This is a genomic window from Atribacteraceae bacterium (genome assembly GCA_035477455.1).
Taxonomy (GTDB): domain Bacteria; phylum Atribacterota; class Atribacteria; order Atribacterales; family Atribacteraceae; genus DATIKP01.
Map to the genome: position 1 here is coordinate 1 of DATIKP010000136.1, position 22,563 is coordinate 22,563.

General features: G+C 52.0%; 22 protein-coding genes, 1 tRNA gene and 1 other RNA gene. 5 read left to right on the forward strand and 19 right to left on the reverse strand.

Annotated elements, in window-relative coordinates; translation table 11 throughout:
* The coding region (locus tag VLH40_08140) for a hypothetical protein (protein ID HSV31973.1) at positions 1-193 on the forward strand (193 nt) is incomplete at its 5' end.
* Positions 194-347: 154 nt separating this feature from the next.
* Here VLH40_08140 and VLH40_08145 read toward each other — a convergent pair.
* The gene (locus tag VLH40_08145) at positions 348-1,523 is read right to left on the reverse strand and encodes a radical SAM protein (GenBank protein ID HSV31974.1); all 1,176 of its coding nucleotides are present in this window, start codon (positions 1,521-1,523) and stop codon (positions 348-350) included.
* Between the two features lie 97 nt (positions 1,524-1,620).
* Here VLH40_08145 and VLH40_08150 point away from each other — a divergent pair.
* Together VLH40_08150 and VLH40_08155 are read left to right on the forward strand one after the other, a co-directional pair.
* Positions 1,621-1,695, forward strand: a tRNA-Ile gene (locus VLH40_08150).
* 24 nt (positions 1,696-1,719) lie between these two features.
* The gene (locus VLH40_08155) at positions 1,720-2,826 is read left to right on the forward strand and encodes a Nif3-like dinuclear metal center hexameric protein (GenBank protein HSV31975.1); all 1,107 of its coding nucleotides are present in this window, start codon (positions 1,720-1,722) and stop codon (positions 2,824-2,826) included.
* A 368-nt stretch (positions 2,827-3,194) separates the two neighbouring features.
* On the opposite strand, the gene VLH40_08160 is transcribed toward VLH40_08155, so the two are convergent.
* Positions 3,195-3,440: a hypothetical protein gene (locus VLH40_08160; protein HSV31976.1), complete on the reverse strand. Its 246-nt coding sequence runs from the start codon at positions 3,438-3,440 to the stop codon at positions 3,195-3,197.
* Between the two features lie 194 nt (positions 3,441-3,634).
* Between VLH40_08160 and rnpB the strand changes: the two genes are divergently transcribed.
* An RNA gene (gene rnpB / locus VLH40_08165) (RNase P RNA component class A) lies at positions 3,635-3,995 on the forward strand.
* A 244-nt stretch (positions 3,996-4,239) separates the two neighbouring features.
* Here rnpB and VLH40_08170 read toward each other — a convergent pair.
* From VLH40_08170 to greA, 17 genes are all read right to left on the reverse strand, one after another.
* Complete coding sequence (locus tag VLH40_08170; GenBank protein ID HSV31977.1) at positions 4,240-5,337, reverse strand: uroporphyrinogen decarboxylase family protein; 1,098 nt, start codon at positions 5,335-5,337, stop codon at positions 4,240-4,242.
* A gap of 48 nt (positions 5,338-5,385) precedes the next feature.
* The gene (locus VLH40_08175) at positions 5,386-6,507 is read right to left on the reverse strand and encodes a hypothetical protein (GenBank protein HSV31978.1); all 1,122 of its coding nucleotides are present in this window, start codon (positions 6,505-6,507) and stop codon (positions 5,386-5,388) included.
* 276 nt (positions 6,508-6,783) lie between these two features.
* Positions 6,784-6,936 carry a hypothetical protein gene (locus VLH40_08180; GenBank protein ID HSV31979.1) on the reverse strand — a complete coding sequence of 51 codons (153 nt, stop codon included), beginning with the start codon at positions 6,934-6,936 and terminating at the stop codon, positions 6,784-6,786.
* 146 nt (positions 6,937-7,082) lie between these two features.
* The gene (gene rlmD / locus VLH40_08185) at positions 7,083-8,468 is read right to left on the reverse strand and encodes a 23S rRNA (uracil(1939)-C(5))-methyltransferase RlmD (GenBank protein HSV31980.1); all 1,386 of its coding nucleotides are present in this window, start codon (positions 8,466-8,468) and stop codon (positions 7,083-7,085) included.
* Positions 8,465-9,259: an RNA methyltransferase gene (locus tag VLH40_08190; GenBank protein ID HSV31981.1), complete on the reverse strand. Its 795-nt coding sequence runs from the start codon at positions 9,257-9,259 to the stop codon at positions 8,465-8,467. Before VLH40_08190 ends, rlmD begins: the two co-directional genes overlap by 4 nt.
* Positions 9,246-10,691, reverse strand: coding sequence for a cysteine--tRNA ligase (cysS, locus tag VLH40_08195; protein HSV31982.1), 1,446 nt, complete (start codon positions 10,689-10,691; stop codon positions 9,246-9,248). Before cysS ends, VLH40_08190 begins: the two co-directional genes overlap by 14 nt.
* Before the next feature lie 18 nt (positions 10,692-10,709).
* Positions 10,710-11,426: a septal ring lytic transglycosylase RlpA family protein gene (locus VLH40_08200; GenBank protein HSV31983.1), complete on the reverse strand. Its 717-nt coding sequence runs from the start codon at positions 11,424-11,426 to the stop codon at positions 10,710-10,712.
* A complete protein-coding gene (ispF, locus tag VLH40_08205) occupies positions 11,426-11,911 on the reverse strand; it encodes a 2-C-methyl-D-erythritol 2,4-cyclodiphosphate synthase (protein ID HSV31984.1) in 486 nt (161 codons plus the stop codon). Before ispF ends, VLH40_08200 begins: the two co-directional genes overlap by 1 nt.
* The gene (gene ispD / locus VLH40_08210; protein HSV31985.1) at positions 11,908-12,600 is read right to left on the reverse strand and encodes a 2-C-methyl-D-erythritol 4-phosphate cytidylyltransferase; all 693 of its coding nucleotides are present in this window, start codon (positions 12,598-12,600) and stop codon (positions 11,908-11,910) included. Before ispD ends, ispF begins: the two co-directional genes overlap by 4 nt.
* Positions 12,601-12,615: 15 nt before the next feature.
* Positions 12,616-13,677: a PIN domain-containing protein gene (locus VLH40_08215; GenBank protein HSV31986.1), complete on the reverse strand. Its 1,062-nt coding sequence runs from the start codon at positions 13,675-13,677 to the stop codon at positions 12,616-12,618.
* 354 nt (positions 13,678-14,031) lie between these two features.
* The gene (gene radA, locus VLH40_08220; GenBank protein ID HSV31987.1) at positions 14,032-15,402 is read right to left on the reverse strand and encodes a DNA repair protein RadA; all 1,371 of its coding nucleotides are present in this window, start codon (positions 15,400-15,402) and stop codon (positions 14,032-14,034) included.
* 41 nt (positions 15,403-15,443) lie between these two features.
* The gene (locus VLH40_08225) at positions 15,444-17,921 is read right to left on the reverse strand and encodes an ATP-dependent Clp protease ATP-binding subunit (protein HSV31988.1); all 2,478 of its coding nucleotides are present in this window, start codon (positions 17,919-17,921) and stop codon (positions 15,444-15,446) included.
* Positions 17,914-18,945: a hypothetical protein gene (locus tag VLH40_08230; protein ID HSV31989.1), complete on the reverse strand. Its 1,032-nt coding sequence runs from the start codon at positions 18,943-18,945 to the stop codon at positions 17,914-17,916. The genes VLH40_08225 and VLH40_08230 overlap by 8 nt, the downstream gene beginning before the upstream one ends.
* Complete coding sequence (locus VLH40_08235; protein HSV31990.1) at positions 18,942-19,253, reverse strand: hypothetical protein; 312 nt, start codon at positions 19,251-19,253, stop codon at positions 18,942-18,944. The genes VLH40_08230 and VLH40_08235 overlap by 4 nt, the downstream gene beginning before the upstream one ends.
* Before the next feature lie 85 nt (positions 19,254-19,338).
* On the reverse strand, positions 19,339-19,857 hold the full coding sequence (locus VLH40_08240; protein ID HSV31991.1) for a CtsR family transcriptional regulator: 519 nt from the start codon (positions 19,855-19,857) through the stop codon (positions 19,339-19,341).
* Positions 19,858-19,890: 33 nt separating this feature from the next.
* Positions 19,891-21,369 (reverse strand): lysine--tRNA ligase, encoded by a 1,479-nt coding sequence (gene lysS / locus VLH40_08245; protein ID HSV31992.1) that lies wholly within the window; start codon positions 21,367-21,369, stop codon positions 19,891-19,893.
* Positions 21,366-21,878, reverse strand: a complete 513-nt coding sequence (greA, locus tag VLH40_08250) for a transcription elongation factor GreA (GenBank protein ID HSV31993.1) — start codon at positions 21,876-21,878, stop codon at positions 21,366-21,368. The genes lysS and greA overlap by 4 nt, the downstream gene beginning before the upstream one ends.
* A gap of 310 nt (positions 21,879-22,188) precedes the next feature.
* Between greA and VLH40_08255 the strand changes: the two genes are divergently transcribed.
* Entirely contained in the window at positions 22,189-22,545 is a 357-nt protein-coding gene (locus VLH40_08255; protein HSV31994.1) for a hypothetical protein, read from the forward strand.
* Positions 22,546-22,563 lie beyond the last annotated feature (18 nt).

Consider the following 22,563-nt stretch of genomic DNA (forward strand, 5'->3'; position numbering starts at 1 on the left):
TGCCTGTTGCGATGAACTCCCTGATATCACCTTCACGGAAGCCTTGCGATTGGTCTGTGAATTGTTTACCCAGATTCTGCAGGAAGTCTTTCACGTTCCGGCGACTCATCTGAAAAAGTCAATATCCGCATTCTGGAACCAGGTTCCCTCATGGTTGAGGGAGAAACTCATAATTGTGAGGTGCGAAAGTTGAATTATCGCATATAGTGTACCGCAACCGGGTTTTGTCTTTCATGATCAGCGAGCGATTGCATTCACTTCCTTCTCTACCTCTGTCGGATACGCCGATTGGTTGGCTCTCTGAAAATAGAACGTAGACAACAATATCCTTTACTCCGGGTGAATTCTCAGACTACGAACGATTCATCGGAGGTTGCCGGAGCACGCCGTTTTTCGAAAAGGGAAAGTTGGCCACTGGCCCGTTTTCCATTGATCAAAAGATAGGAAGCGGCGACACCCGTCCGAACCCCCAGCTTACGCAAAGACTCCGCCTCCCGGAACGGGGCGAGGCGCTGGGTAGTCAGGATTTTTTTGGCTGAAACCGGACCAATTCCCGGTACCCGCAACAGTTCCTGGTAGGTTGCCCGGTTTATTTCCACCGGGAAAAATTCCGGATGATTGATCGCCCAAACTTTCTTTGGGTCGGTTTTCAGGAAAAGATTCCCTCCCTGGTCGAAAATCAGCTCTTCCGGCTGGAATCCATACTTTCGCAGGAGAAAATCGGCCTGGTATAAGCGATGTTCCCGCCAGGTCGACTCCCCTTGCTTTTCAGCCAAGGGTGTTCTGTCCACCGGTTGAAAAGCGCTGTAATACGCCCTGGCCATCCCGTATTCCCGATAGAGACCGGCAATCGTTTCAATAATTTGCCGGTCGTTCTCCTTACTCCCCCCCACCACCAGTTGGGTGGTAAAGCCGGCCGCCGCTTTCAGTCCTTTTCGTGCGTATTCCCGGAGCAAGACGAATTGACTCCAGATCCGGGCAAAATCCTTCTGGGGGGCTATGGACCTAAGATGCTCGGGGGTCGGCGCTTCAATGTTCACTGAAACCCTGGTGGCCAGCCTCAAGGCCTCCTCAATGTAGTCGGAGGGCGATTCCGGGAGTATCTTCAAATGAATGTAGCCACCGAAGCGATGTTGGCGGCGCAGGAGATCGGCCGTTTTAAGCATCTCCTCCATGGTCCGGTAAGGATTCCGATCCAAGGCCGAACTTAAAAAAAGGCCCCGCACCCGCTTTTGCTGATGAAGAAGCAGAAAAAGCCTGACCAGTTCTTCGGCGGTGAAACGGCTGCGCACTCCCAGTCTACCCTCCCGGTTGGAACAATAGTAGCAGTTATGCGAACAATGATTGGATAAAAGGATTTTCAAGAGATTTGCCTTTTTTCCATTGGGGAACACCGCGGGATAAATCCATCCCCCACCGGGCTTCCTCCGCCGCGGTTCCTGGGCAAAGCAAGCGCCGCATAGGTCGTATTGAGCTGCCTTACCCAGAACCTCCACCTTTTCATCGAAGGTCAGGTTTTTCATACCTATTTTGTAGCGCAAATCAGCCTAATTGTCTATCTCGTCCCTACCCGGAAATCCTTGAACAGAAGCCGACATTGTGATACTGTATGTGCGGAGTGGGTCCATAGCTCAGGGGTAGAGCAGCCGGCTCATAACCGGCCGGTCCCTGGTTCGATCCCAGGTGGACCCACCAGAAAATCTACGCAGGGAATGGTTCATGGAAGAACTGGAAACCCTCGTTACTTTTTTCGACTCTTTTTGTCCGCCGTCCCTGGCTTTTCCCGAAGATCCCACCGGTATTCATATCTCAGGTTCCGGAAAACCAATCGGGAAAGTGCTGGCTGCGTTAGAGCTGAACCCCGCGGTTTTTCAAAAAACCTTGGCGCTTGACGCCGGTTTTCTCTTCCTTCACCATCCACCGCTTTGGGAACCCCTCAACCGTCTGTCACGGAAAGATCTCTGGACCAATATGCTTTGCGAGCTGTATCATCGGGGGGTCTGTGTCCTGGCTCACCACACCAACCTGGATTGTCAGAAACCAGGCATGTCCGAGCAATGGATGGAGGGTCTTGCTCTCGCGGGTCCCTCCTCCCCCCTGTTACCCCGGACGGCCGCTCCTGAATATACGGTGGTCACCTTTACCCCTCCGGGAGCACTGGACAAAATCAGAGACGGCGCTTTCAAGGCGGGAGGGGGAACGATCGGCCGCTACCGGGAATGCAGCTTTTCCACCCCGGGGACCGGAACCTACACCCCACAAAGCGGGGCTTTGCCCTACCGGGGAAATGTTGGGCAACGGGAAACAATTCCGGAAGTCCGACTGGAGATCCACGTCGATTCTTCCCGTCTGGCACGGGTTGTGACTGCGTTACACAACGCGCACCCCTATGAAAATCCGGTCATCGACGTCTACCCTCTCCCGCCCGCCACTCCGTCCTTGACCGGGTTGGGCCGTCTGATCCACCTGACCGAGGCCATAGATTCAGAAACCCTCTTTAACCGGGCTCAGGAGCTTTTTTCCCATCAATGCCGCCTGGATGCTCCATACGGCGAGATTCCTGCCGTTCTCCGAAAAATCGCTCTGTGCCCGGGAAGCGGCAGTTCCTTACTGCCCGCGGTTTTGGATAGTGACCCCCAAATCTATCTCACCGGTGATCTTTCCCACCACCAAGTGGAAAAACTACGTCTCAACGGGATTTTCTCCCTCCAGGTGCCCCATGGCCCGGGAGAGCGGTATGCCTTCAGAAAAATCTTTCACAGAATCCGGGAACAGGCCTGCCGGGAGCAACTCAAGGCGGAACTCGTCTTCGAAGATGAATGTTAGCTTTGCGGTAATTGCCATCGGTGCCGGTCCTTTCCGTTACAAGGAGACAAAGTGTTGTGTTGACCGTAATCCAATCCCTCCTGAATCTACAAATGTTGGACAGCCGTATACGGACTATCCGCAAAAAAATTCAACGAAATGAAGAGGAAAGCGAGCGCTATCTGAGGAAACAGGAAAACGACCGGAAAAAACTCACCGATCTCAAGCCAATGAAAGAACGGGAAATGCTGGCCCTAGCCAATAAAGAACTGGAACTGAAGGGAGTCGAAGCGAAGCTGGATGCTCTGAAAAAGAAACTCTACAGTGGAGATATCACCTCATCGAAAGAACTCTCCCAATGGGAAAAGAACATGGAGATCTTCGAAAAATTAAAAGAACGCCTGGAGGAAGAAATTATCACCCAAATGGTACACGTTGAAACATTCCAGGTTTCTTTTGAAGAGGAAGTAAGCCGGATCAAGCAGCAGGATAGCCGGGTAGAACACTTTCTTGGCCAGGCTCAGGAAGAGCTGGTTGTGTTGACCGAGGAACTGTCCGGGTTGACCCAGAAACGGGAAAGAGTCACTTCCACGATACCCGCTCCCGTGTACCGGGAATACGACAAGCTTATCCAACGAATAACCGATCCACTCGCCGAACTGGTCGAAGAAACCTGCGGGGGCTGTAGGCTGACCGTACCCCTTGCTATCGAGAAAGCCGCCCGCAAGGAAGAAGGGTTAATCCGTTGTCCGAACTGCAGCCGGTTTCTTTATTCCAAACCTAAGGATAGCATTTATAAGTCCAATCGGTTATACTTAAAAGCGGGTGAGGGGACGTTCGGGTAATCGCGGGTGGAAAACCCACTCGAGGAAAGTCCGAGCTCCACAGAGCAGGGTACTGGGTAACACCCAGCGGGGGTAACCCCGGGAAAGTGCCACAGAGAGGGAAACCGCCTCCGGTCATGCCGGAGGCAAGGGTGAAAAGGTGAGGTAAAAGCTCACCGGGCAACGGGTGACCGTTGTGCCAGGTAAACCCTACCCGGAGCAAGGCCAAATAGGAAGGGTTGAGGTTGCTCGCCGACCTTCGGGTTGGCCGCTTGAGGAACCGGGAAACCGGCTCCCCAGACAGATGGTTACCACCTCCCCCGTTCCGGGGGAGGACAGAACTCGGCTTACAGAATGTCCCCCCACCTCTGTACCTCTAGGTATATTCCACTTACTAGATATTATGTTCTCATTCCTCTTTTCACTGAAAACTGACCGAGCCGTTCAACCGTTTGACTTTCCCGCACCGAGCAGGATCAGTATCCTGCAGTTACACACCAACCGCGAAGTTTGAGGATCTGTGCGATGTTAACTGAAATTCTTCACCTCCCTTACTTATCATCAAGTCTTTTAACTATACGTAGAACACGTTACAAAAAAAACCGCCACCTCACACCCGTCCCAATTTATCGTATATTCCATATTCTCTGACCGTTTTCAGAAACGTCAAAAAGTTTTCCACCGGAGTGTCCAACTGCACGTGATGAGTCGGTGAGATGAGAAATCCTCCACCCGGAGCCATTGTCCGCAGCCTTTTTAGTGTTTCCCGTTTCACGTCGTCTTGATTCCCAAAGGGGAGCGTGTGTTGCTCGTCGATAGTTCCCCAGAACGACAGCCGCTTCCCGTAGCGCTTTTTCAAGTCCTCCGGATCCATGGCCAAGGGCTGGATCGGATTCAGGACATCGATTCCCACTTCGATCAGTTCGTCAATGATGGGCAGAATATTACCGTCGCTGTGATAGGCAATCTGGAGATCAGGCTTGAGTGTCTTTAATTCGTGACACAGCGCGGCCATCCGGGGCTTGAGATAGCGCCGCCAAAGTTCCGGTGAGATGAGCATTCCCCGCTGGGTCCCAACGTCATCGCCCAGCCAGATACCGTCCACCCCCATCTGCACCATTTGTTTGGCCGCTTCCCGGTGGTAATGAAAGGGAATATCCAGGATCTGGTGGGCCTTTTCCTCATTCAACACCAGGTCCATCAGCAACCGGTCAAGACCCCTGAGATACCAGGCTCCCTCGAATATCGTACACACCGTCACCCCCAGCACATACCAATCACGACCGTAGTCCCGGATTAAGCCGGCAAGCGGGCGATACAGTTCTTCCCGGAAAGGGTCGGGGGGCCGGTAATCATCGATCACCGCGTCGTCGGCCAACGGATGCTGTTCGATTTCCGTGTAACGGCCAGTCCCGAAGCGGGTTTCATAAGGCACCTGTTTCCAGCGAATTCCCCATTCGCAGGTATACCGGTCATCATCCGAAGCATAATATGAGTTGGCGATACCAATTGAGAACTGAACGAGGTCAAGTCCAAGGGCTTCTTCAAGATCATGAACCACTCCGCCGTGGGGATTCACCGGGGTAAGGGGAAGGTGGAGCTTCGCACGGAGAAGTTGGGCAAATTCGGGCACAAAGCTGGCGGTGACCGGCACCCGATCGCCTACCTGTCGGCGCAAGGCGATCTTCACTCTTTCTTTGGCGTTCATCCGTCTCCTCCCAAACCACTTCTTTCAACGCTTCATCGTATGAATCTGCTAAACCCCACCACTCAAACTCTTACCAGTGGCCAGGGAATTCAGAGTCTTCACCTTCGGTTTCCAGGCCTTGTAACCCCGGTACATAGCCAGCGCGCTTTCCACCGGAACCAGTTCATGAACCTCGCTGTCCGAACCGAAAAAAACCCCTCCCCGGGGTACCATTTCCGATGCCAGATCATATGCTTCCTGTTCGATCTGGGCGGGTGGGACAAAGGGCAGCGTCTGGCTGCAGCTTATTCCACCCAGCAACAAAAGGTCGGGATACCGCCTCCGTACATCGGTCATGCTCATGCCCGCCGCCTGCTCGACCGGATGAAAACCATCGATCTCGACCTCGCTCACCAGAAGTTCCAGGAGAGGGTTAACGTTCCCATCGCTGTGAAAGATACATTGTAGGCCGGCCTTTTTAGCAGGAGCATAGACTCTTTTCCAGCGAGGAACCATTTTTTCCCGTAAAAAGGCTGGGGGAAAAATCGAACCGGTGGTACTGGCGATATCATCATTCTGTGAAAAAATCGGGGAGGTCGGCATTTCGGCATGAGCCTCGGAAACCGCTTCCCCATAGACAGTAAACACTTCCAGGAGGTAGTCGACAATTTCCGGAGCGTCGATCATCGCTTCAAAGAAAAGGGAAAAATCGGTATACATATAGGCATCCGTCAAGGCCCCCTCCACGGCAGCCACCCAGACCAGGTCAAATTCGCTGAAAACCTCCTGAACGCTTTTCAACCATTCTTTGTACCAACTTTTAATTCCCTTCCGGTCCGGCATCCCAGGCAGGTTTTTCTCCAGTTCCGCCAGGCTGGTGAAGGGCCGGCGGTAAAACCAGGCCGTACCTCCGGTTTCTTTAACCTCCCATCGATCAGGATTGATATTGAAAAACCTGGTCCAAAAATCAAGGGTCCCCCACAACCAGTGCTTCTCTGGGTTATGAATATACCGGGTCGAATCCAGGCCAATGGCTTTGAAAAGGCGGGCATTACGTACAACCAGATTGCTCTCCGAGCCGCCAAACGCTTGTAACAGCTTATTGTTATCGATGAAATCAAAGGTGACGGCTTCCTCGACCGGTTCGAATTTAGCGTTACGGGTGAATCGTTCCAGAGTGCCTCCGGCCATAAAATAGCCTCCTTGCAATACCCTGTCATTCCTGCCAAACTCGGTTGCTCCTCCCGCTGATATCCAAATCCAAATACATCGACAGCTTGTTCACCAGAAGCTCGCCGTAGCTGGTAAAACTATCGGATAAACATTCATTGAAAACCGGTATGATAGGAAGGTAGATTGCCGCATTGTTTTCATCATTTCTTTACCGCGAACAATCCACACCCCGCACCATGGCGGGGTGTGTGCTCATGCTTACCGGTATCGTCATCGCCAACATGGAACAGGCTTTTAATCGCCGATTCCCAGTTCTTCAATCTTCAGATCGAATTCCAGACCGTCCACATAGAGAAGATCAATAAGCTTTTGAAGAATCACCTGCTCCTCTCCCCGGCTTAAGGGATTACCCTTTCTTCGAAAACTGGTTAATACCACTTTGATCATGACCGATTCCTCCTGTTTTATCGTGCATAAGCTCTCTCTTAACTTCTGAATACTACCTTCTGACCACTGATGAGCGATTTCTGCTCTCCTACTTTAACCTTCGCTGTCCTGTTTCGCAAGGTTCCGTCCGGGGAATGGAGTGCCTTTTACCTGGTGAAGAGGCCGATCGCCTCAAAATGCACAGTTTGCGGAAAGAGGTCTACGAATCCGATCTGGCGGAGATGATACCCATGTTCCCGGAAAAGAGTCGTATCCCGGGCCAGCGAGGATATGTTACAGGAAACATAAATTATTTTTTCCGGAACCAGCCGGCAGAGTCTTCTGATCACTTTCCGGTTCAACCCACAGCGGGGTGGGTCGACAGTCACAATCGGGATTTCTTTCACCGGGTAATCGACCAGTTCCTGTTCCACTTTCCCGGTGATGAGGGAGACATTGGCGAGATTATTGGCCAAAGCATTATTGCGGGCATCCTCGATAGCGTTCGGGTTCTCTTCGACACCCACTACCCGGGATACCGCATCAGCCAGATACAAGCCCAATCCGCCTCCTCCACAATAGAGATCGAACAACCAGTCGCCGTCGGTGGGATTGGCCATGCTTTTTGCCCGTTCATAGACCAGGTGGTTGGCCGCCGCATTCACTTGGAAAAAGTTCGCCAGGGAAACTCGGTAATCGATATGCCCGATATTCTCCGTAAACCAGTCCTCGCCCCAGAGAACTTCAGTTCGGTCATAAACCAGGGCGTCGGCCGGCGATTGACTGGTGATGTGAACCAGTCCTATCATCTCCGGAATTTCCGACTGCACCCGCGCGACAAGCTCCCGGCGTTCGGGGAGTTCGAAGGGAGTAGTAAACAACCCGATCAGCACTGCGTTCTTCTTTGCCGAGTAGCGGACGAGAACGTTACGCAGGATTCCTTCTTTGCGAACCGGATCATACCCGGAAATGGAATGGCGTCTCCCGTATTCCCGGAAGACGTGCAGGATCCTACCGACCAGGTCCGGCTTCATCAACAGGCAGGTTGTCAAGTCAACCACCTCCCACCAACGGCCACGGGGACGCAACCCCAGTCTCAGGTCCTTCCCGGAGGAGCCAAAACTGAACTCCATTTTATTTCGGTATTCAATGGATAGCGGGGAAGGGGTAAATCCATCATAAGCAATGGCGCCCCAATCGACTTGCCCTATCCGGTGCATGGTTTCCCAGGCATAACGTTCTTTTATCCGAATCTGCTCAGAATAGGCGATTTCCTGCATGCTGCATCCGCCGCAACCGCTTCGATAGTGCATACAGGGAGGATCAATCCGGTGGGGGGATGTTCGGAGCAACTCCAGGACCTTTCCCAGGAAAACGTTTTTTTTCTTTTTGATGACCTCAACCCGAGCGGTCTCTCCAGGGAGTACTCCATCGACAAAGACGATACGGCTATCCCAGTGTATCACTCCATAGGCTTCCGGTAAAACAAAACCGATCACGTCACCTTCCAAGACACCCACCGGCTGACCGGATGATCGCTTTTCTCCAGTCATTCCCCAATACCCTGCTGCCGCCTGATCTCGTATAGGGCGATCCCCAGCGCAACGGAAGCGTTGAGCGAATGGGAACCTCGCGACAGCGGAATGCGTACGATCCAATCACTCAGGTTCATCACCCGCCGGCGGACACCCCGATCTTCCCCGCCGATGACCACACCCAAAGGCCCGGTTCGCAGATGGAGATCCCACAGGACCCGATCCCCCTGTCCATCAAGAGCTGCGATCCAAAACCCGGTGTCCCGGAACGCCTTGAGAACCGCGGCAAAATTATTGATCTGGAGAACATCGATTTTTTCTATCTCTCCGGACGTTGCCTTGACCCCGTCTGCTTCCATCGGTGCGGTACGCGCCCGGCTGACAATGACCGCTTCGGCTCCGAAAACGGAAGCATTCCTGATTATAGATCCCAGATTCCGGGTATCCTCCACCTGATCAACAAAAACCACGACCGCGCCCGCCAGACAGCGGGTCCTCTCCAATACTCCTTTCCACCGAGGAACCTCCTTTTCCCGGCAGACAAGGACGACACCCTGATGAAGCACGTCTTTTCCGAGGAGACGCTCAAGGTCTTTCCGGCTGACAATCGAAAGGGACAGGGAGAGTCGTTTGGCTTCCTGCTTGATTTCCTGAATACCCTCACCCTGCGCGGAGTCAAGGAGATACAGGCGCTCATAGACACGTTTTCGGGAAAGGAGCGCTTCGCGAACCGGGTGTCGCCCGTACACCAGGACTGGACCCTGGGATTGAGAATCGTTATTTGGGGTCAAGGGCTCAAAACGATTCAAAGGAAGACCCTTCTACATTACGGTACCAGCGGGGTCCCAATGGCGTATCCTCAACAAGGTACCCTCTGACGGTGATTTCCTTTCGTATTTGGTCCGCCTGACTCCATTCTTTTCCCTCTCGCGCTTTCCCACGCTGGGAAACCAGGGCAGCAATCTCCTGTTCCTGCCCATCGCCGGGAGTGGGGGGGATTATCCCTAAAATTTCCTGTACCAGGGTGAGGAAATCGCCGATCGCACGAAGGGAATCGCCGGTCCAGGCCCCTCGTTTCGGCTCGAGATAACTATTGGCCTGCCTCATGAACTCACTGAGAACCCCGAGGGCCTGAGGGGTATTGAAGTCATCAGTCAGGGTATCCAGAAAATACCTTTCGAGATGTTCGATACGTTCCCGGAATTGCCGCTCGACATCGTTTGTATCGGTCGTTTCGCGCCCTCGATCGCGAATAAACTGGAAATTACGCAGGAGATTCTCGAGTTTCACCACGTACCGTTGTGCTGCGGCCAGGACCGACTCGTCGATGTTGATTGGATTCCGATAGTGGGTCGACAACAAGACCAGGCGCAACGTTTCCGGTTTCCACCGTAATAACAGCTCCCGAACGGTCATGATATTCCCCAGGGATTTAGACATCTTCTCGTTAGCGATATTCAAATATCCATTGTGGAGCCAGAAACGAACAAAAGGTCTACCACTCGCCGCTTCGCTTTGGACAACCTCGTTTTCGTGGTGAGGAAATAACAGATCACATCCCCCGGCATGAATATCGAGGGTCTCGCCCAGGTAATAAGCGGCCATAGCCGAACATTCGATATGCCAGCCCGGCCTTCCCTCGCCCCAAGGGCTTGGCCAGTAAGGTTCCCCCGGTTTAGCCATCTTCCACAGGACAAAATCGGCGGGGTGATTCTTCCGGTAACGGGCTTCGACCCGGGCACCTTCCCGCAGCTCGGCAGGATTTTTCCGGGAGAGCTTACCATATCCATCCACCCGGCTTGTATCGAATAAAATATCGCCTGCGACACGGTAGGTGAACCCCCTCCCTTCCAAGCGCCGGATCAGGTCAATAATGTCCACTATGTGTTCGGTGGCCCTGGGATGGTGCGTCGCCCGTTTGATTCCCAAACGGTCGGCATCGATAAAGTATTCGACGATATACCTCTCGGCCAAGTCCCGCGGTTCCTCCCCTTTTTGTTGGGCTCGGTCGATGATCTTGTCGTCGATATCGGTAAAATTTTGTACATACCTAACCTGAAACCCGATGGTCTCGAAAAAGCGGCGCAGAGCATCAAAGAGTACAAAGACCCGAGCGTTCCCGATATGAATTAGGTCATACACCGTGGGGCCGCAGACATAAAATCCGACCAGCCCTTCCTGAAGGGGGTAAAACCCTTCAACACAACGGGAAAGTGTATTGTACAAACGGACTTCTCTCAATCACCCACCTCTGGCATCTTACCTGAGAACCTCGAGGACCACGCTCATGACTCCTTCCTCCTTGATGCCGATTGCCCGCGCCGCGGCCAGGGACAGGTCGATTTCCCGGGCCTTTTTCTGAGGTCCCCAATCATTGATCCGGATAACCACCCGCCGTCCGTTGACCGGGTTGGTCACTACAACGAGGGTTCCGGGCGGAAAGGAACGGTGGGCGGCGGTAAAAGCGTAGGGATTGAAGGTTTCGCCGGCGGCGGTGGCGTTCCCATCAAACTCATGTCCATACCAGGATGCCTGGCCGTTGATCTTTTCTCTGACCCGGCTTCGATAACAGCCCAGCAAATGATAGTATTCCATCTGCAGCCGGTTCAGCCATAACAGGGCCAGATCGATCACACCGGAATTGTTGATGGCTGCGTCCTCTTTGTACACGGTAAAAATTCTGTGGTCGTTACAATGCCCCTCGACCCGTCCGTTGACCGGGTTGACAAAAAACGTGACTGCCTCCTCCGGCGGGTTGGAAAAAAAAGTTTCCAGTTCCCGGGTCAACCGCTCCGCCCGGTCCTGAATAGTGGAATACCCTCCCGGGTAACGCAAGCGCAGAAGCAGCCGCTCCTCGATATACACCGCGTAAGATCCGTCATTCTTTTCCTGGAAATACACCCGGCGCCCGGCCAAGACCTCGACTGGTACGAGACATAGCGCCAAACATGCGATACAAACCAATAAAACAGGCATTACAATCCTTTTTGCACAAGGCATACCGCCAAACATGCGATTCCAACACCCCCTCCCAATGAACCGATTCCCTCATGAGTCGTCGCCTTGACTCCAATCCGCTCCGGTTCGAGCGCCAAAGCTTCGGCCAGGGCTATGCGTATTGAGTCTCGAAACGGCGCAATCCGGGGAAACTCGGCGATGATTGTCGCATCCACGTTAACCACTTCCCAACCCTTTTCCCGGAGCAATTTGGCAACCTGGGACAACAGGAGAGTGCTCCGGATACCCTGGTATCGGGCATCGGTATCCGGAAACCAGTGACCGATATCCGGGAGGGATGCCGCACCCAACAAAGCGTCCATGATCGCGTGACATAAAACGTCTCCGTCCGAGTGGCCGGCCAATCCTTTTTCAAACGGAATCCGTATTCCGCCCAGAACCAGTGAACGCCCGCTTACCAAAGGATGGATATCGTATCCAATACCGCTGCGATATTCCATCATGTTGTTTTCCAGCGGATCAATTCTTCCGCCCGTAAAAAATCACCAGCCGTGGTTATTTTAAAATTTTCTTCCGATCCCGGAACCAGGTAGACCGGCTTTCCCATCCATTCCACCAATGAGGAATCGTCGGTTGCGGTGTATCCCTCAGCAATGGCCTTCCGGAAGGCCTCAAGAATCAAGGAGACCCGAAATACCTGCGGTGTCTGCGCTCGCCAGACGACTTTCCGATCAAGCGAATGATCAATCGTCTTGCCATCCCGGGTGATTTTGATCGTATCCACGCAGGGCAACGCACAGCAGACCGCATTATGAATTTCCACCGCCTTGGCACACCGGTTTAAAATATCTTCGTCCACGAAAGGACGAACACCGTCATGGATAAAAACAAATTCATTTTCGACGCAGGTCAGGGCATCGATCCCCTTCCCAACGGACTCCTGTCTGGAGTCACCCCCGTGGACAACACGAAGACGCTTTGAAAAACGGTATTTCCCAAGAACGGTTGAGGCAAAGAGTTTTTCATGCCTTGGATTGATTACGACAACGATATCCTGTATCGGAGAAAACCGGTCAAAAGCATACAAAGTATATGCAAGAAGAGGTTTCCCCAGAACAGGTATATATTGCTTGGGCACAATCGAATCCAACCTCTCTCCGGTGCCGGCAGCGACTATTACGGCATGAAACACTGGCAACTCCTTGATTCAGTTATGGATTGTCTTGCCTCGGGGGCGGACAAAAATCATTCTTCCGGCTGGGGTTTGCAGGACACTGGTCACCACAGTATCCAATGTGTTGTTGATATGTCTTTTGCCACCTTCCACAACGACCATGGTACCGTCATCCAGATACCCGACACCCTGGTCGGATTCTTTTCCTTCCCTGATGATCTGCACCCGGAGTTCTTCTCCTGGAAGAAGGTAGGGCTTCAGGGCATTGGCGAGATCATTGATATTAAGCACCTCAACCCCTTCGAGTTCGGCGATCTTGTTCAGGTTAAAATCGTTAGTGATGACTGTCCCTCCAATCACCTTGCCTAATTTGATCAGCTTCGCGTCGACATCCCGAATCTCCGGAAAATCACGATCGGCTATCCGGACATTGACTTTTTTTTCCTTTCTCATTCTATTCAGAATGTCAAGCCCTCTCCGTCCCCGGCTTCTTTTCAGCGGGTCCTGTGAATCGGCCACCTGTTGCAGTTCCTTGAGGACAAACCGGGGAACAAGCATATCTCCCTCAATAAAGCCGGTTTTGCAGACATCGGCAATCCGGCCGTCAACAATGGCACTGGTATCCAGAATTTTAGTACCGGTGGCCTGACCTCGCAATAGCCTCGTTTTCGGCATACCGGTAAATATAGAAACGATATCTTCCCGGCGGCCCATAAATATGGAAAACCCGATTACCCCTCCCATAACGGTGATCAGCATGGGTAACGACGGGTTGTTGACTTGCCATAAAGACACCGGGTAGCTGATCAGGACCCCCACGACCAACCCCAATATTAGACCGGTCATCCCGACCAGGATGTCCACCGATGAAAGACGGAAAAAAACGCCGAAGACGTCTTTCACTTTTTCAGAAAGTGACCAGGTACTGTATTTTTCCATAAGAAATGTGAGGATTCCGGCGGCAAGGGTGATGACCGCAATCATACCCCAAGCCGTCCTACCCAAAGAGGAAATCGGTGTACGAAAGGCAAAAAAACTAATGATAAAAGCTAAGAAGAGTACAACGATAATCAAGATAGTTTGTGTTTTGGTCATTGTGCACCCCCTTTACTGCGCAATTCCGACTCTTGCTCCATTGACGGTGATGATAGCGTCCCGGCGGTTTCACCTCCCTTATAATTACCCTGCTGATGCAGATTTCCGTTGATATAATTTTAGGCGCTACTCACCAAACTGGTTCATTTACTTACCTGATGACAGCGGCTCCATCGACCGGTCGATTCTTCAGGATCAAACGGTAAATTCTATAATCCAGAATAAATTATATCATTCACTTGATTTTCAAGCATCCGGCCTTATGTCTTAGGGAGGGGGAGACTTTTTGTCAGGCACGTTCGGTCAAAAGAAGGAAAACCGGGGATCATGGAAGGGACACCGGTGTTGGCTTAATTACAGAATATTTTCACCGATCAATGCTTCAACCACGTTTTTATATCTCACGATTTCCAGTGACTGAGGAAAGGCGGACGCCTGGTTCCCCAAGGAATATTCCGAACAGACCACTCGTTTCACTCCGTTACGAAAGGCTTCCTGGATTCGGCTTCCCAGCATGTAACCAGGCCGAATTTCGCCACTCAGCCCCACTTCACCGAGATACACCGTCCGGGGGTCCGTTTTTCTTTCCAGGCGGGAAGATGCCAAGCTGAAACACACCGCAAGATCGGTCACCGTTTCGGTGACCCGCAGTCCTCCAACTACATTCAGATAGATGTCCTGGGCGGCAAACTTCACGCGGGCCCGTTTTTCCAGAACTGCCACCAGCAGTTGTAACCGGTTAAGATCGATACCCAGACTGACCCGCCGGGGCACATCAAGATACGACGGATTGACCAACGACTGGACCTCGATGAGCAACGCCCGCTTACCTTCGACGATCACCGTCCGGGCATTTCCGCTGTCGGAAGCGTGTCCCTCGGCGATAAAATACTGTCCGGGATCCGCCAACTCCACCAAGCCTTCGTCTTTCATCTCCAGAAGACCGACTTCCTGAGTGGAACCAAAGCGGTTCTTGACACTTCGCAGCATACGAAGAGGAGACTGCGGTTCGCCTTCGAGATAGAGAACCACGTCGACCAAGTGTTCCAGGGTCCGTGGTCCGGCCACCACCCCTTCCTTGGTGACATGTCCAACCAGGACCACGGCGACGTTTTTTCGCTTGGCCATTTCCATGAACCGGACACTGAGGTCACGAATCAAAGCCACGCTCCCCGGTAAATAGTCAAGTTCTTCATGAAAGAGGTTTTGGATGGAATCCACAACGACGACCTGTGGCGCGGTTGTTTCCGTTGCCTGGGCGATATCACTATAGCGGTCGGTGGACAGGAGAAAGAGGCTTTCGTTCCGTTTTATACGCAGGCGTTGAATACGAAGCAGAAGTTGATGCAGCGATTCTTCGCTGCTCCCGTACAACACGTTTTTCCCCAATAAAGCAAGTCCTCCAGCCAGGTTTAAAAGCAGAGTCGATTTGCCGATCCCGGGGTCACCACTCAGAAGAATCAGTGATCCCTCGACAATCCCCCCACCCAACACCCGGTCTACCTCTCCCAATGGGCCGGGAATCCGGCGATCCGTTTCCAGTTCCAGTGCGGTTACGTCACTCAGGCGTATGGGTTGCGCAACGGAAGAGGATAATCGCTTCGTTCGGGCGGGAGTCTGAATTTTCTCCAAAAAAGTATTCCACTCACCACACTGAGGACATTTTCCCATCCAGCGAGGGGTGGAATACTGGCAATTCCGGCAGACGAAATCAGTTTTCGCCATCGTTCACCGCTCAGGAACATCCGGATAAAAATAACTACGCACTATTTCATACGCAGAGGCAATTCCTCCGACAGTTCCACCGGAATCACCCGGGTAAAATTCAGGGTATCGTCATCGGCCAGGCCGACCAGGATACGGTCTCCGGCTTGAAAATTGCCCTTCAGGATTCGATCGGAAACCGGGTCTTCCACCAAACGCTGAATCGTCCGGCGGAGCGGTCGCGCGCCAAAATTCGGATCATAACCTTCCCGGGCTATTTTGGCCTGGGCTTCTTCGGTGAGTTCGATTTCCATACTCTGTTCCCGCAGACGCCCTTGTGTTTCTTTCATGAGCAGATCGACAATCTTTTCGATTTCTTCCCGGGTCAGCGGCTTGAAAACAATGATTTCTTCAACCCGATTGAGAAACTCGGGAGTGAACGCCCGCCTGACTTCTTCCATCACGTTTCGCTTGATATCCTCGTAGGCAATGCTCTTTTCGGATTTCTCGCCGAATCCGATGGAAGCCTGGGAGGTGATGGACCGCGCTCCCAGGTTCGAGGTCATGATGATGATCGTATTTTTGAAATCGATCGCGCGTCCCTGGGCATCGGTCAGGCGACCTTCTTCCAGAATCTGTAAAAGGACATTGAAGATTTCGGGGCTGGCTTTTTCGATTTCGTCAAACAAGACCACGGAATAGGGACGGCGACGGATCTTTTCAGTGAGTTGTCCACCCTCCTCAAACCCGACATAGCCGGGGGGTGATCCAACCAGCCGGGAAACAGTGAACTTTTCCATGTATTCGGACATGTCCAGGGTCACTAACGCTTCTTCCTTACCGAACAAAAATTCGGCCAAAGCCTTGGCCAGTTCGGTTTTGCCTACACCGGAAGGCCCCAGGAAAATAAACGAACCGACCGGTCGACGGGGATCTTTCAAGCCGGCTTTCGAGCGGCGAATCGTCCGGCTGACAGCCCTGATCGACTCTTCCTGCCCTACCAGCCTTTTGTGGATTTCTTCCTCCATTCGGACCAACCGTTCCTTTTCCTCCATAGCCAATCGGGATACCGGTATACCTGTCCAACTCGCCACCACCGAGGCAATGTCTTCCTCGGTGACCTGGGGACGCACGGTATCCAGTTCATGAATCCACCCCTCCCGTTGATCGCGATAGGCCTTGCGGGATTTATCTTCCAGATCGCGCAACCGGGCGGCTTCCTCAAAATCCTGCCGTTTGACCGATATTTCTTTACGCTCCCGGATTTCCTCGATTTCCTGCGCGAGGTCTTTCAGGGATTGCGGTAAGACGGTCGCTCGCAAACGAACCTTACTGGAGGCTTCGTCCATCACGTCAATGGCCTTATCCGGAAGATAGCGGTCGGAAATATAGCGCTGGGAAAGCCGGACCGCCGCTTCCAGAGCCTGGTTGGAAATTTCCACCCGATGGTGTTCTTCATAACCTTCCTTGATGCCCTGGAGAATTTGAATCGCTGTATCCACTTCCGGTTCCTCGACAAAAACGGGCTGAAAACGGCGCTCGAGAGCGGAATCCCTCTCTATGTGCTTACGGTATTCGGTGATCGTCGTGGCCCCGATGGCCTGGAGTTCACCGCGGGCCAGGGCCGGCTTGAGAATGTTGGCGGCATCGATCGCTCCTTCCGCCGCTCCGGCGCCAACCAGGGTATGCACTTCGTCGATGAAGAGAATGATTTCTTTGGTATTGGTAATTTCGGAAATAATCTTTTTCAGCCGTTTCTCGAATTCGCCACGATACTTGGTCCCGGCGACGATCGCTGCGAGGTCCAGGCTGACCACCCGTTTATTTTTCAATGACTCATGGACTTCTCCGTTGTTGATCTTCTGGGCGAGACCCTCCACAATCGCCGTTTTTCCGACTCCCGGCTCGCCGATCAGCACCGGATTGTTTTTGGTCCGGCGGCTGAGAATCTGAATCACCCGCCCGATTTCCTTCTCCCGGCCGATGACCGGATCGAGTTTTCCTTTGCGGGAGAGATAAGTGAGATCCCGGCTGAACTCATCAAGAATCGGTGTCCGGCTCTCCTTCTTGGGGGGAGAGGTACCTCCCGCGGGATCATTTTGGACACTCTCGTTCAGAATCTGGGAAAGACGCATTCGGACCGTTTCCAGGTCCACTCCCAAACGCTTGAGGATCTGGGCTCCGACGCCCTGCCCTTCCCGCAGGATCCCCAGTAGGATATGTTCGGTTCCCACATAGTTGTGCCCCAATCTGCGGGTTTCATCGAGCGCCAATTCAAGAACTCTTTTGGCCCGGGAGGTGAAGGCGACTTCCGCCGTACCCTGGTACTCGTTGTGCTCAATATAACCCTCCAACTCGTTCCGGACGGTCTCTACGGTGATGTCGAAGCTGCCGAGAATCTTGGCCGCAATCCCTTCACGTTCCCGAAGGAGGCCCAAGAGCAGGTGTTCGGTCCCGATATAGTTATGCTTTAAACGAACGGCCTCATCCTGAGCCAGGATAATGACCTTTCGTGCTCTCTCAGTGTATCGTTCAAACATTACAGAGTTCCTCCCCAGAAATTACTCCGAAAAAATTCAAGAGCTTCACACATTCTTTTCCCAGAGTACGGTTTCTGGTTACGATATGCTTAACCAGATTTTTCACTTCTGTGATATTCAAACCTCGACTCCGGACAAATATTCCTTGCTGCCGGGCCAGGACCCAAAGAGAGAAGAGATTGAATAATTCTCTTTGAGTAAAATCGTCCATTTCACAAATTCTTTTATACCCGTTGAGCACATTTTCCTCCAGTTGTCTTCTCCGGTCAAGAGAACGGGCAAGACTCCGGCGAACTTGCCGCTCCCATCTCACGAGACCGCTGGCCAGGCTTTTCAGGCTATCAATAATCGTCCGTTCCGTAATTCCAAGGGTAAAGTGGTTGGTGATTTGAAAAATATGACCTCGTGCCTCATGGTTCCCCATGGTGTTTTGTTCGATAAAAAAACCTTTATCCCGAAAAAGCTGCATGAGGGCATTCTCCCCATAGAGAAAGGCCAGGGCAGGAAGATGAATTCGGATCTCCGCCCGCATGCCGGTGCCGCATTCCCGGAGATCGGCGGTCAAATACCCCCAAGTCTTGTGAAAGGCATAATCGAAATGTGATTCGAGAAAATCGTCAATCCGCTGTGAACGCTGGTGACAGTACTCAAGACGCATTCCGGGAGCGACGGAAAAGATTCGAAAATGATCCTGGTCGTTGACGAAAAAGCCAGCATTATTCTTGTGGATTAAGATTTTCCCTGTCTGGAAAGAACCGAAATACGAAGCAAAGAGGCCACCGGGAAAGTGGGATGCGAGGTGGGAGAGCGCGTTTATGTCCAATGCCTGACAACGGTAAGCGCGGCGTTTTAGTTGTGTACGATAAAGGAACCGGACTCGCTCTTCGATATCGTCGAGCCAGATTCGGGAAGCATGGGAGGGAAAGGGGACCCCTGTGAGATTCCGCCGGAGAAACACGCCGGAAAAGAGAATCACGCAATCGGATTTTCGTTGAAACAATTTTCCTGGAGAGAGGATATTCATGGGAGAATCGCCACCCTGAGTTTGTACATCATTTTTTTCAAATAGTCGGCCTTTTCATAGTTCTGTTCAGCCAGACAACGGATATAATCCTTCTCGATCTTCCGCAGGTCACTCTCGATGATCCTCTTTTTCAACCAGCTTACCGGCGCTCTCCCCCGGTGAACAGATCCCTTCTGGCACTGTTGCGTCTGAGCGTTCAATAAATCGGAGAACGCCGTGTAACAATTGGCACACCCAAAAGCGCCCGCCCCTTTGAAATCGGGAATGGGAAGACAGCAAAAACCACACTGCTTATCTTGCTTGAACATAAAATTCCCTGCCTGGATTAGGATCGTTCAACTCACAAACCCCGGATTGTTGGAATCTTTTCGTATGGATTCACCCGCCACCGATCTATTCCAACATTTCCTCCTTGAGCACTTGCAGGAGCATTTCTTTCAGGATATTCGTCCTGACCATGTTCTTGAAGGCAAACGATGCGTGGGTGTTGTACTGAATGCTTCCCAGGGCGCTGATCATGGCCGCCTTCATCAAGAGGCCTTCCCGGGAGGTAATGAATCCCTCCCGTTCCAGCCAGTTGACAATCCCTTCCACATCGGTTTCCCTCAGTTCGGTTTCCTGGCTTTCCAGGTATGACAACACCGGCTCCAGTCGGTCCATAGGAATTCGAATGATCCGGACATACCCGCTACCCCCCCGCCGGCTTTCAACGATAAAGCCCCGAAACACGTTGAAGCGGGTGGAAAGAACGTAATTGATCTGGGAAGGAGCGCAATCGAACTCTTCGGCGATACGCCCCCGTTGTATGGTGATCACATGGTTGGGAGAACTTTCGAGTAGTCCGACTAAGTATTTTTCAATGGAATCGCATAGCGAGAACATGGCCCTCACCGTCCCGGTTTTGACTATCATTGACTTTTATAGTACTGGTTTAAAGGCCTTCTGTCAATCCGGACGGGGTCTGAGAATGGGAAAGAGGATGACCTCCCTGATGGATGATGAATCAGTGAGGATCATGACCAGACGGTCGATGCCGATTCCCATTCCACCGGTGGGCGGCATGCCGTATTCCAATGCCTCCAGATAATCGGTATCGACAAGATGCGCTTCGTAATCACCCATTTCGCGTTTATAGAGTTGGCTCTCGAACCGCTTACGTTGTTCAATGGGATCATTCAGTTCGCTGTACGCGTTTCCTATTTCCTCCTTACCGATGAACAGTTCAAAACGTTCCGCAACCCGGGGATCATTTTTTTTGGAGCGGGAAAGCGGAGAAATCTCCACCGGGTACTCGAGGACAAAGGTTGGGTTTACGCAGTGAGGCTGAACAAAATGTTCCAAGAGTTCGTTGATCATCTTTCCCCGATCCCAGTTTTTTTCAACGTGCATGCCGGCGCGTTCAGCCTTAAAGAACATCACCTCGGAAGAATCCTCGAAAATGTCGATACCCGACGCGTCAAGAATGCTCTTCCTTAGGTTGATCCGGGTCCAGGGAGGAGTAAAATCGATGTCCAGGCCCTGGTATTTGATGCGAAGACTCTTCAGGATAGTTTGAACAACGAAACAGAGCAACTCCTCACAGAGTTCAAGCATGGTCTCGTAATTACCGAAAGCCTGGTAAAGTTCAAGCATGGTAAACTCCGGATTGTGCCGGATGGATAGTCCTTCGTTCCGAAAATTCCGGTTGATCTCGTACACTTTCTCCAATCCCCCGACGATCAGACGCTTCAAAAAGAGTTCGGGAGCAATCCGCAGAAAGAGATCCAGACCAAGGGCGTTATGAAAGGTCTTAAAAGGACGGGCCAGGGCACCGCCTGGCAGGAGTTGCATCATGGGGGTTTCGACTTCCAGAAAGCCCCGATCATCAAGAAAATTCCGCATAACCCTTAACGCTCTTGAACGAAGATAAAATATTTTCCGGACTTCGAGATTCATGATCATGTCCAGATACCTTCGCCGGTAACGGGCCTCGACATCCCTGAGGCCGTGCCATTTTTCCGGAAGAGGCTTCAGGCATTTCCCCAATAGGACAAATGTCCCAGCCACCACGGTTAATTCCCCGGTACGGGTTTTGAACACCGACCCCGTCACTCCGATCAGATCACCGACATCGGTCGCCCGGGCAATCTCAAACTCTTCCTCCGCGAGATTGTCTTTCTTGGCGTAGATCTGGATGCGGGCACTGCGATCCTGTAGGTCAGCGAAAAAAGCCTTCCCGTGACGGCGCAGAGCCATCACCCTTCCGCTGACGCTGACTTTTTTTCCCGTGTCGAGATAGACTGTCTCGTTTTCGCGGATATCCTCGATCGCGTGGGTTCGTCGGAACGAAGAATCATAGGGGTCTATACCTCGCTCGCGGTAAAAAGCCAGTCGTTTTACCTGTTCACTAAGACTGTCCGGAAGGGGGACGTTATCAATGGTCAACCAACCACTGCCTCATCTTTCTTCCTGATTTCAACGACCCGGTACCTTACAAGTCCAACCGGAATCTTCAGTTCGACCTCTTCACCCGTGGTTTTCCCTAAGAGCGCCTGAGCCAACGGAGATTCGAAAGAGATTTTACACTGGGAAGGATTCGCTTCGACGGAATCGACAACGGAATACTCCACCACTTTGCCGGTGGAGAGATTTTCCAAAACCATCCGGACACCCAAATGAATCTTTTCCGTATTTCCCCCCCCTTCTTCGTTGACTACTTCTGCCTTGCGGAGCTTTTCCTCGAGAACGAGAATACGGCCTTCAATAAAGGCTTGTTCATTTTTCGCCTCTTCATACTCCGCGTTTTCACTGATATCCCCAAATTCCAGGGCCTGGTTAATCCGTTCTGCGACCTCCTTGCGTTTCACGGTCTTTAAAAGCTTCAATTCCTCATCAAGCTTGCGGTATCCTTCACTGGTGAGGATAATGCGGGAATCATTTCTCTTGCGTTCCATCCACTGTCCCTCCATAACCATTATAGCCTTCCACATACCATAAAGAATGTTTTATGCATTGTCAAGAAAAAGGAAAAGGTGTTTGTTTTTATTCTGTGAAAATCGGGTTTCTCTCATTTTCAGGAGCTTCCCCAAGCACCCACTACAGCGATATCCCTAATGATTTCCACAAAAAGGCCTAAAGATTTTTGACTTTCTGCCGATTTATATATATCATAGAAAGTAGATGCCGCTCGTATGGTCTAGCGCATGTGCCACGTATTTACCGCTTGCTCTGAATGGTAGATTTCTTTACAGGGAGGCCTGCGAAATGTTGGTTTCAAAACATATCCAAAAGAAAAATTTCTTCACTATAGCTATCCTTCTCAGCACTGTATTCCTGTTCACAACGGTTCTTGCTCTCGGAGCGGAAACCACCGTCATCTCAGGTATTCTGGAGGAAGACCTCATCATCAGTGAAAATACCCAGATTTTAGGAATCGTCGATGGGAAAGTCACAGTTCCAGGTCCTCTCACCCTCATCCTTGACGGGATTGTCGTAGGTGAACTGATTCTCGAATCGGGTGCTACAGTCTACCTGAACGGCATTGTATGGGGCCGGGTAACGAATAACGGAGGAACTTTATTCCTCGAGGGAATCATCGAAGAAAAACCAAGCGGAATATAGCTATAGTGCATGATGCTC

Excerpts from the sequence above, each read along its gene's own strand:
- VLH40_08145 (HSV31974.1), bottom strand. The coding sequence starts at position 1,523 with ATGAAAAACCTGACCTTCGATGAAAAGGTGGAGGTTCTGGGTAAGGCA.
- VLH40_08155 (HSV31975.1), top strand. The coding sequence starts at position 1,720 with ATGGAAGAACTGGAAACCCTCGTTACTTTTTTCGACTCTTTTTGTCCG.
- VLH40_08170 (HSV31977.1), bottom strand. The coding sequence starts at position 5,337 with ATGAACGCCAAAGAAAGAGTGAAGATCGCCTTGCGCCGACAGGTAGGC.
- VLH40_08175 (HSV31978.1), bottom strand. The coding sequence starts at position 6,507 with ATGGCCGGAGGCACTCTGGAACGATTCACCCGTAACGCTAAATTCGAA.
- VLH40_08180 (HSV31979.1), bottom strand. The coding sequence starts at position 6,936 with ATGATCAAAGTGGTATTAACCAGTTTTCGAAGAAAGGGTAATCCCTTA.
- rlmD (HSV31980.1), bottom strand. The coding sequence starts at position 8,468 with ATGACTGGAGAAAAGCGATCATCCGGTCAGCCGGTGGGTGTCTTGGAA.
- VLH40_08200 (HSV31983.1), bottom strand. The coding sequence starts at position 11,426 with ATGCCTGTTTTATTGGTTTGTATCGCATGTTTGGCGCTATGTCTCGTA.
- ispF (HSV31984.1), bottom strand. The coding sequence starts at position 11,911 with ATGATGGAATATCGCAGCGGTATTGGATACGATATCCATCCTTTGGTA.
- VLH40_08215 (HSV31986.1), bottom strand. The coding sequence starts at position 13,677 with ATGACCAAAACACAAACTATCTTGATTATCGTTGTACTCTTCTTAGCT.
- radA (HSV31987.1), bottom strand. The coding sequence starts at position 15,402 with ATGGCGAAAACTGATTTCGTCTGCCGGAATTGCCAGTATTCCACCCCT.
- VLH40_08225 (HSV31988.1), bottom strand. The coding sequence starts at position 17,921 with ATGTTTGAACGATACACTGAGAGAGCACGAAAGGTCATTATCCTGGCT.
- VLH40_08230 (HSV31989.1), bottom strand. The coding sequence starts at position 18,945 with ATGAATATCCTCTCTCCAGGAAAATTGTTTCAACGAAAATCCGATTGC.
- VLH40_08235 (HSV31990.1), bottom strand. The coding sequence starts at position 19,253 with ATGTTCAAGCAAGATAAGCAGTGTGGTTTTTGCTGTCTTCCCATTCCC.
- VLH40_08240 (HSV31991.1), bottom strand. The coding sequence starts at position 19,857 with ATGATAGTCAAAACCGGGACGGTGAGGGCCATGTTCTCGCTATGCGAT.
- greA (HSV31993.1), bottom strand. The coding sequence starts at position 21,878 with ATGGAACGCAAGAGAAATGATTCCCGCATTATCCTCACCAGTGAAGGA.
- VLH40_08255 (HSV31994.1), top strand. The coding sequence starts at position 22,189 with ATGTTGGTTTCAAAACATATCCAAAAGAAAAATTTCTTCACTATAGCT.